Origin of the sequence: Synechococcus lacustris Maggiore-St4-Slac, assembly GCF_024345595.1 — a bacterium.
Classification (GTDB): Bacteria; Cyanobacteriota; Cyanobacteriia; order PCC-6307; family Cyanobiaceae; genus Synechococcus_D; species Synechococcus_D lacustris.
The window spans coordinates 1-9,179 of the sequence record NZ_JAGQBK010000034.1 but is presented as its reverse complement, the minus strand read 5'-3'; the positions used below and the strand labels follow the sequence as shown (position 1 = coordinate 9,179).

General features: G+C 49.2%; 7 protein-coding genes. 2 read left to right on the top strand and 5 right to left on the bottom strand.

Features of this window, described 5'->3' with window-relative positions; translation table 11 throughout:
* Window positions 1-201 precede the first annotated feature (201 nt).
* Complete coding sequence (locus tag KBY68_RS12125) at window positions 202-573, top strand: hypothetical protein (RefSeq protein ID WP_255097449.1); 372 nt, start codon at window positions 202-204, stop codon at window positions 571-573.
* A 261-nt stretch (window positions 574-834) separates the two neighbouring features.
* On the opposite strand, the gene hsdR is transcribed toward KBY68_RS12125, so the two are convergent.
* The 5 genes from hsdR to KBY68_RS12100 form a co-directional block, all read right to left on the bottom strand.
* Window positions 835-3,180 carry an EcoAI/FtnUII family type I restriction enzme subunit R gene (gene hsdR, locus KBY68_RS12120; protein WP_255097448.1) on the bottom strand — a complete coding sequence of 782 codons (2,346 nt, stop codon included), beginning with the start codon at window positions 3,178-3,180 and terminating at the stop codon, window positions 835-837.
* A 9-nt stretch (window positions 3,181-3,189) separates the two neighbouring features.
* Window positions 3,190-4,344, bottom strand: coding sequence for a restriction endonuclease subunit S (locus tag KBY68_RS12115; RefSeq protein WP_255097447.1), 1,155 nt, complete (start codon window positions 4,342-4,344; stop codon window positions 3,190-3,192).
* Window positions 4,341-6,116 carry a class I SAM-dependent DNA methyltransferase gene (locus tag KBY68_RS12110; protein ID WP_255097446.1) on the bottom strand — a complete coding sequence of 592 codons (1,776 nt, stop codon included), beginning with the start codon at window positions 6,114-6,116 and terminating at the stop codon, window positions 4,341-4,343. Before KBY68_RS12110 ends, KBY68_RS12115 begins: the two co-directional genes overlap by 4 nt.
* Window positions 6,117-6,155: 39 nt before the next feature.
* Window positions 6,156-6,464: a hypothetical protein gene (locus KBY68_RS12105; RefSeq protein WP_255097445.1), complete on the bottom strand. Its 309-nt coding sequence runs from the start codon at window positions 6,462-6,464 to the stop codon at window positions 6,156-6,158.
* A gap of 119 nt (window positions 6,465-6,583) precedes the next feature.
* Complete coding sequence (locus KBY68_RS12100; RefSeq protein ID WP_255097444.1) at window positions 6,584-7,099, bottom strand: hypothetical protein; 516 nt, start codon at window positions 7,097-7,099, stop codon at window positions 6,584-6,586.
* A 69-nt stretch (window positions 7,100-7,168) separates the two neighbouring features.
* Between KBY68_RS12100 and KBY68_RS12095 the strand changes: the two genes are divergently transcribed.
* On the top strand, window positions 7,169-8,095 hold the full coding sequence (locus KBY68_RS12095) for a restriction endonuclease (protein WP_255097443.1): 927 nt from the start codon (window positions 7,169-7,171) through the stop codon (window positions 8,093-8,095).
* The last annotated feature ends 1,084 nt before the right edge of the window (window positions 8,096-9,179 follow it).

The following is a 9,179-nucleotide window of genomic DNA, read 5'->3' as shown; positions in this document are numbered from 1 at the left end:
GCTGTGAGAGAGTTAAGCTAGGAGAGTAACTAGGGTTAGGGGTATTGAATATTGAAGCGATGAAAGTATCAAAAATTATGCTTAGCAAATAAAACAAATTCGTCTACAATCAGGCTTAATTTGGCAAACACTAGATATGAACTGTAGGCAATCATGAGACTAATTATCTTGCTGATATCAGTAAGTGTGCTTCAACTTCCCTTGTCTATAGCTGCACCACTTCCTAAGCAGGTAGGTTCATGCGCCGAGACCTTTATCATAGAAATAAATTATCGGCTTCAAGCACCTGATGAAAATGATATTTATATTGGCCTTCCAGACTCTGGCTCGGCATTAATATTTAGTAATGGTGGCTACCAGGTGTCAAATGACACAATTCCTGCAATTCACAGAAGTAAACCTGGGGATAAAGTAAAGGTCTGTCTTACCTATAAACCAAATTGTTTCCATACTCGTAGTGGCGACACAAGAGGGCGAGTTTATGAAACTACTAATTTGCGAAATAATGAGCGCTGGGCCTTACCAGAAAGTTCACACATGTGTGGCGGCGCTTTAAATTTTTTAATATTTTAGCATCACTAAACCCTTTTGTTTAACAAGTAATATAATGAAATCGTGGATATCCTAAAAATGAAACCTGCGCAAACTGCAATAAAGTCCACAATTACAACATAGGTGGATCAGTTTCTTATGAATCTATTTTGTTGTGTTAGGCAGTTCTTGAATTTACCCCAAGATCGAATTTAATTTAAATTAGCGCCAAAATCTTTACCAGAATTAAGAGGAGGATTTCATTAATGTGTAACCTAAGGCTTCGTGAAATATTTATATTTTTTATTCGGAAATCCCTATCTTGTAAAGATACCTCTGGAATCCAGCGAACATCTCGCCAACTTCTTTTGGTCCACCTAGGTCATTCAGTGCATCAGCAATCGAGTTCTGGTATCGAAGCCGTAGAAGGGGCGCAAGCTTCTCCTGCGCCAACTCCTGAACGCCCATCGTCACGTAGTGCTGGAGCACAAAGTCAATAAAAACTTGCTGCTTAGAAGTGAAGCGGGAATCAACGTATAAGCGAGCTTGTTGGGCACGCTCTTCTCGCGGGATTGGACCAAGGGCATAGGCGACGTAGGCCAGCACATCAAACAGGTCGCTGTTTTCGGCTGAAATGATTGATTGGATTTCGGCAAGCTGCTCAACACCAAAACCCTTTTCAGCCAAGCCCTGTAAGAGCTTGCTACGGGTAGCTGGTGAACTCCATATCTCACGGAGTTCGGCCTCATTCTTAGCGAATTCAGGCAATTGGCCGTAGAGCAGTTCGATGAACTGGGTCGAGCTCATCGGCTTGCCATCAGGGTGCCAAAAGCTCGTCACCATCATGTGCTGCAGTGCCCGTTCCTTCCCATCACCGAGCTTGATGCTCACCTTGCTACGGCGAAGTTTTTCCTCGCCGCCATCATCATCTTCAGGCTTGTCAGGTTCTTCGATATCGCCTTTGGGCGTTGGTTGTTTGGGGTCGGTATCCACGGCTTCAGGGGGTCCATCCCATTCGGGATCGCTAAACAGCTGGTATGCCTTCACGAAGTCGAGGATCGTGAAATAGTCCTTGCCGTCATAGAGGCGCGTGCCGCGACCAACGATTTGCTTGAACTCGATCATTGAGTTGACCGGTCGCAGCAGGGCGATATTGCGAATGTTCCTGGCGTCCACCCCTGTTGAGAGCTTCTGGGAAGTCGTCAGGATCGTTGGGATCGACTTTTCGTTGTCCTGGAAGTCGCTTAGGTGCGTCTCGCCAAGCTCGCCATCGTCAGCCGTGACTCGCTGGCAGTAGTTGGGATTGGAGCTGCTCTTGAGTTGGTTGATTAGGTCGCGGATTGCCAGCGCGTGCTCCTGGGTGGCGCAGAAAACAATGGTTTTTTGGCGTTGGTCGATCTGGTTGAGCAGGATCTCCACTCGTTGCTTCTCGCGCTGCTTTATCTCGATGATGCGATTGAACTCGGCTTCGGTGTAGCGGCGGCCAGCGTCAACATCACCTTCCAGCACCATGTCATCAGGTGTGTAAACGTATTCATCCAGCGTGGTGCTGATCTGCTTGACGCGGAAAGGCGTGAGGTATCCGTCGTTGATCCCCTCCTTGAGCGAATAGGTGTAGACCGGCTCGCCGAAGTAGGCGTAGGTGTCGGTGTTTTCCGTGCGACGAGGGGTAGCCGTCAAACCCAGCTGCACCGCTGGCTTGAAGTATTCGAGGATGTCCCGCCAAGTTGATTCGCTGTTTGCGCCTCCTCTGTGGCACTCGTCGATCACGATGAAATCAAAGAAGTCAGGCGGGTACTGGCCAAACCATGGCGATGGATTGCCATTTTCCGCAGGACCAGACATGAACGTCTGGAAGATCGTCAGAAAAACGCTGGCGTTGGTCGGTACCCGACCTTTCTTACGCAACTCATCTGGCCGAAGGCGGGCCAGGGCGTTCTCCTCAAAGGCCGCGAAGCTGGTGAAGTCGTTGAAAGCCTGCTTTGCGAGAGTGTTTCGGTCGGCCAGAAAAAGGATCCGAGGGCGTCTGGTGGGTTGGTATGAGAGGTTCCATCTGGCTTGGAACAGCTTCCAGATGATCTGGAAGGCAATTGAGGTCTTGCCTGTTCCCGTAGCAAGGGTCAACAGGATGCGGTCTTTGCGGGCGGCGACCGCTTCCAATACCCGCCTCACGGCAATGTCTTGGTAGAAGCGAATCTGCCAACTGCCTCCTTTGTCTTGGTAGGGGATGGCAGAAAAGCGATCACGCCACTCGTTCTCAACCGCGAAGGTGCGGTTCCATATCTCCTCTGGCGAGGGGAAGGCTTCAACCTCACCTTCCTCGCCACTTGCCATATCAATGGCGTAAACACCAAGGCCATTACTGGAGTAGGTCAAACGGATTTGCAGTTTGTTGGCGTAGTCCTTGGCTTGAGCGACACCCTCAGTTAGCGGTGCGGTGTCGGGTTTTGCCTCCACCACCGCCAATTGACAATTTCGATAGGTGAGTACGTAATCGGCAGTTAAAGACTTCCCACGCTTACCCGCTCCTTCAATGCGGCCAGGAGTGATGGAGTACTCACGGCGAATCCTGCTGCCATCAACCACTCCCCACCCAGCTGCGACTAGAAGTGGATCGATAAGTTCAGCGCGAGTTTCCGCTTCGTTCATTAGCGGTAATTAAAGCTCCCCACTAAAAGCCTGATGCAGTAGCGATTTTTTCAACGCCTCCAGCGCAGCGCACTTCCGCTCGTAGAGGCGGGCGAGGCGTTGGGTTTCTTCGTGGAGGTCGTCGAGCTGAGTGACAATAAGCCTCTGCTCCTGATGCGACTCAGGGAATGCAATCACGATTCCCCTGAGATTGTCATTGTAGAGACGGGAAATGGTAGCGCCCTTCGTTGAGTTCCACTTACACGCTCCGTAGAAGTGATATAGGAAATCGTTAAGGACCCGCTCTTCGTCGTTATCAATCCAGACGATATTCGAATCCTGAAAATATGCTGGCTCACCGTCATATCGGACGCGGCGTCCGATGGTTCCCGACGCCGAGATGAGAACATCGCCTTTCTTTGGAAAGGAGTACTTCGTCCTATATTCGTTATAGATTTGAATCGGAATAAAGGCATCGGGCTCTTTTCCGAACGTCCCGATTTTGTAAAACGGAATGTCGCCGGTCGTTGTGGTTTCCTCCTTGAAGATTCTCTTGCACATCGAGACCTTGCCGACTTCGCCAAGCGATTTCTCCACCCACCCCGGGCCGCGCTGGGTGAAGACGGATTGGAGGTGGCTTTCGAAGAGGGCGCGGGCGTTTTGAAGGTTCTTTTCGGCGTTAGCTTTGGCGGTGGCGAGGCCCTCAAACGCTTCATTCAGCAGCCCAACGATCCGCTGCTGTTCGGCCAGCGGGGGGACGGGAACGGGAAAGTTATAGATGTCGTCTTTGCTGAAACCGGCTTGCGCTGAACGGTCGGCAACATTCAGGAGCGGCTTTTGAAATTCATCCGAGATGAGGAAGTGGTAGAACCACGATTGGTCGAGGACTTCCAGATTTGGAAGCGTCTTCATCAATGCCACGTTGTAAGAGCCAGCCTTGCCCGTGAGAATTTTCCCAACCGACGCACCGTAGCGGCCAATCAGGATGTCGCTTTCATCGCAGAGCCGATTCTTTTTCGAGTGGCGAATGTAGGTGATGTTTTTGTCGCTGCCGAAGTCGCGGATTTGCAGGAAGCGCACGTAGCCGGGCTTCTCGTCGTAGATGAATTCGGACTTCGGAGGCTGCGAGCCACCTTCAAAGTCGCACACATCACCCAGCTTCTTTGTCTGCCACCCCGTCTTCATAGCAGCGCCTTAATGTTGGCAAGCACTTGCGCGCTCTCGCCATCCAGCGCGGCGATTTCGTTTATGATTTCTTGAGGGCTGCGGTGCACGATTTCCTCGCCACCGTTGGGGTTCTTCACCGATAAGTCAAATGTCTCCGAGTCGATAGCCGCGACATCAATGCTCCAGCTTTTGGGTGAGTCGGCAAAGTTCTGTTGTAGCTCAATAAACTCACTCAAGTCACGGTCATTGAGTGGATTGGTTTTACCCATGTTGCGACCTGGATCCAACTGGTAGAACCACACCTTCTGGGTTGGTGTGCCCTTCTCAAAAAACAGGACGACCGTTTTGACTCCTGCTCCCTGGAATGTCCCACCAGGGCAATCGAGCACGGTGTGGAGGTTGCATTCTTCAAGGAGCTTCTGCCGCAGGGCGACAGAAGCGTTGTCGACATTAGAAAGGAATGTATTTTTGATCACTACACCCGCCCTGCCACCCGCACGAAGCATCCGAATAAAGTGCTGCAAAAACAGATAGGCAGTTTCACCGGAACGAATCGGGAAGTTCTGTTGAACCTCACTGCGTTCACTGCCGCCAAAGGGTGGGTTGGCAAGGATCACGTCATAGCGGTCACGCTCCTGCACATCGCTCAAGTTCTCGGTGAGTGTGTTGGAGCGAATGATCTTGGGTGCCTCAATCCCATGCAGGATCATGTTCATGATGGCGATCACATAGGCGAGGCTCTTCTTTTCCTTGCCAGTGAAGGTCTTTATTTGAAGGGTGTTGAGGTCTTCGGTGGTGAGCTCTCGGCCTGTTGAGCCGCCCTTACTCATGTACTCAAATGCTTCGCATAAGAAGCCTGCAGAGCCAACCGCAGGGTCGTAGACGGTCTCGCCAATTTGTGGGTTAACGACCTTGATGATCGAGCGAATCAGTGGCCGGGGCGTGTAGTACTCACCGCCATTGCGGCCAGCGTTACCCATCCGCTTGATCTTTTCCTCGTACAGCATCGAGAGCTCGTGCTTCTCAGTTTGGGAGCGGAAGCGCAGGCAATCGATCACATCGATGATTTCACGGAGGTTGTAGCCGCTGGAGATCTTGTTGCGGATCTCCCCAAAAATCTCACCGATCTTGTATTCGATGGAGTCTGGCCCGATGGCCCGTTGCTTGAACTGCTCCAGGTAGGGGAACAGGCGCAAGGTCACAAAATCACGAAGGTCGTCGCCCGTGACCGCAACGTTGTGATCGAGTTGACCACTTGAATCCTTTGGTGCAGCCCAGCTGTTCCAGCGGTATAGATCCTCAAGGATCGGTTGGTGGCTGCGCCCTTCGAGCAGGGCCATTGCGGCGCGATCCTCCTCAAGGCCATCGAGGTATTTGAGGAACAGAAGCCAAGAGGTCTGCTCGGTGTAGTCGAGCTCGGTGCCACAACCGGACTCCTTACGAAGGCAGTCATCGATTACCCGGAACGCCTGTTCAAAGGAGCTGCCGGATTTTCCATTGCTGGCACGGGTCGTCCTTGATCGCTTGGCTGGTTCGGATGGTCCGTCTCCCCCTCCCTCGTCTTCTCCAGCAAGGACAACAGAACCACCGCGCCCCCTGCCTGGAACGATCAATCCACGGTTAATCAGTTCGTCTCTGCAAGCCTCATAGCTTTCTTGATCCCACTCGAGGACCTCCCTCAAGTTCCCATTCCCAGCAGAGCCACCCAAGGCAGTGAGAGCGCCTAAAAAATCATCAAACTGCCCTTCCGCATCTGTTGCACCAATTGGGGTTTCAGTGCTGTAGGTCACGAGTGGCTCTATCTGTAGGTAATGGCTATCAGACCAAGGTTATTCCATACCCTTAGTAGCTAAAATTGCGTAAACAATTGCTTCCAGCTGAGCACGGGATAGTTTTTTTACCGGCAACGGTGGAGACTCAATACCACTGGCCTTGAGAAAAGAAACAAGCTCAGCCTTTTTGTACTTAGAAAATCCCTTGAGCCCTGATTTTGAACACAGGCTTTTTAGATCAGACACTGTTAGTAGTGCCAGCTCACCTTTAACAATTGGGGCAAGAGCTATTTCCAACGCTCCGGCTGCATCTTTGGCAGCAGGCAACATTTCTGTTGCTGCCTCCTCAAGTTCATGGTGGCGCAAGGCCAGAAAAGCCTCTTGTTTATCGAAGTGCTCCTCTAGCGATCTGGTGTGAGTCGCAAGACTTGATCCCAGGTTCTGTAGCTGTTCACGAAACTGCTCAGATAGGAGCTTCTTTGCCATTAGGTGGAAGCAATATTTTTTTCAGGCGCCACCCATTCGTCATCCATTACCTCGTCAACAGCTTCAAGGAAGTTATCCACGCCCAAGCGAAGGTCTTTCTGAGCATTCGCTGACCAGTAACCAGTGAAGATGCTCTGCTCGTCGGCTACCAGTTTCATGCGGCGAAGATCGTTTACAGCGTTCTCGAAATGCTCGAGCTTGGCCATAACCATGCCCATTGCTTGGTAGTCCTCACTGATAGACCGCAGTTGCTCCGTGAGAACCTTCTTCTCGTGGACATGGCTCTCGACCTCAAGTGCAAGCCGCTTACGTTCTAATTCAAGTCCTGCGGCCTTGTTTTTCCAACGTGTAACCCAGCCTTTATATGAACCAGTTTGGCGGTTGGCTGACTTAAGTGCCTCTCTCATCTCGGCGTAATAACGCCTCAGATCTGCAAACTGAATGAGCTTGTGTACCAGGGGAAAGCTCCTAGCACCAATGGGTTTCTTGTCTGCGGTTAAAGGAGAGTTAGACAAAACTTCGTTCTCTGTTTATCAAATCTAAGGAACAACCCTGCCATGCTTAGCAGAGCTTCACCAATAGCAGTGCCTGATCTGCCTAAATTCCACGAGTTCATGACACCACTCCTATTGGTGCTACAGGCCAATGGTGAGATGTATCGCCAGGATGCGACTGATGCAGTAATCAAAAGCACTGGATTAACTCCAGAACAGGTTGCAATTACCCATGAAACAAGTGGCAACTCAATCGTCAGGAACAGAATCGGTTGGGCTTCCTCCTACTTGAAGGTTGCTGGTGCAATAGCTAGCCCTAAAAGGGCGCATTGGCAGTTGGGAGTAAACGCAGCTTCATTGTTGGCGCTTGGAAGGCCAGCAACATTGGCAGACTTAAAAAGTTTTCCCGAGTACCAAGCTCATCAAGCTCGCAAAGCTGAGCAATCACTAGCTAATAGTTCAGGGAAGGACGACATTGTTTCGTCGGATTCAACACCTGAGGAGCTAATCGAGGAGGGCATAACGGCTCTTAGAGACGGTTTAGTGGTTGAGCTGCTTGAAAATTTAAAGACATGTGAGCCAGCAAGGTTTGAGCGGATTGTTTTACAAGTGCTTGCAGCAATGGGCTACGGAGGCGGTGATATGAGATCAATGCAGGGTGTACCGCGTGGCCCAGATGGTGGCATTGACGGAAGGATTAATGAAGACAAGCTGGGGCTTGATCAGATATACATACAAGCCAAACGCTACGCCGATAATTCAGTTGGGCGCCCTATCGTCCAGAGTTTTCTTGGTGCCATGGATCATGGGGGCTGTAGCAAAGGTGTATTTGTTACCAGCAGCAAATTCACAGCAGATGCAAGAGATTTTGCAAGTGGCCTTACAACAAAGCGACTAAAACTGATAGATGGGCCAGAGTTCGCAAAGTTGATGATTGAATACTGCGTAGGTGTTCAGATCATTCGAACAATTCCCATCGGCAAGTTAGATAATGATTTTTTTGGAGATGATGAGTAAACATTTAAAAATCAAATCATGGAATTCCTAAGGTGGATATTTTTTCTTCCGAGTGCCGCGGCTGGTGGGATATCTGGGCTTGGAATTGGAATTGTGCTTAATAAAGGCACACAGGTAATCAGGTTTGCGATTCCAGGTATGCATCACAGAGCTAATCAATGGTAGATATCAGCCTCAATCTTAAAAACACCGCAGCAATTTAGGAAATTGATGGCTGGGCACTTATTCGTTTAATAGATTATTGCGATGAAAATAGATCATGGCCTGGCTATGGACATGAATATGAACATATTGATTGGCGCAAGAGCACAACAAATAATAAAAATAATTTTAACTATAACCAAGAAAAGCCGTAATTAAATATAATTAATTGCTTGTAATTTACATCAAGAAATACCAACTGCAAACAAAGCTAAATTCTACGTTTCCACTTATATCGCTTACTGTTGAATTAATTGTGGAGTAAGCGAGAATTCTAAACTTTGTATGTGGTAGCTATTAACTCAACACTCAAAGGTGGATTCTGTTTTCCTTTTGGCTTGCAATACTTTAAAATTTATTTCTATGTCAACTTTCATTTTCCAGAGCTTTTAATCAGATCCTAACCTTACCGATAGAATTTATTTTTAAAGTTTCTAGTACTATTATTTTGAGGCTGATTAATTAACTCGGATGCAAAAAGTCTTTTTATCGATTTGACTGTGCAGGTTTTTGTTCATACTCACATTAAGCCCTACCAGCTACGCCCAACAACCGATACGGCCGATTACAAAAACTGGTAGCTGCCCTTTGTGTTACTACAGCTCTGGCAATTATTGCGTTCCTTCTACTAGCGGTAATACCCGCGGGGCAATAGAAAAAAGTAGTAGCAGCTGTCCGCTTGGTTTTTTTAGCTCCGGTAACTACTGCCTCAGCAACCGAAGTAATGAACGGGAAGCAATCCAAAAAACTGGTAAATCATGCCCGCTTGGTTGGTTTAGCTCCGGCAGTTATTGCTTAAAAAGCCGTTGATGCAGGTAAATGGTGGCAAATGGGCCTTTGAGGGCAACAGCTAGCCCCGCCAAAAAGAGGATTTAAAGCCCTA

Bases quoted from the DNA above. Each gene is read 5' to 3' on its own strand.
- hsdR (WP_255097448.1), bottom strand. From the start codon at position 3,180: ATGAACGAAGCGGAAACTCGCGCTGAACTTATCGATCCACTTCTAGTC.
- KBY68_RS12115 (WP_255097447.1), bottom strand. From the start codon at position 4,344: ATGAAGACGGGGTGGCAGACAAAGAAGCTGGGTGATGTGTGCGACTTT.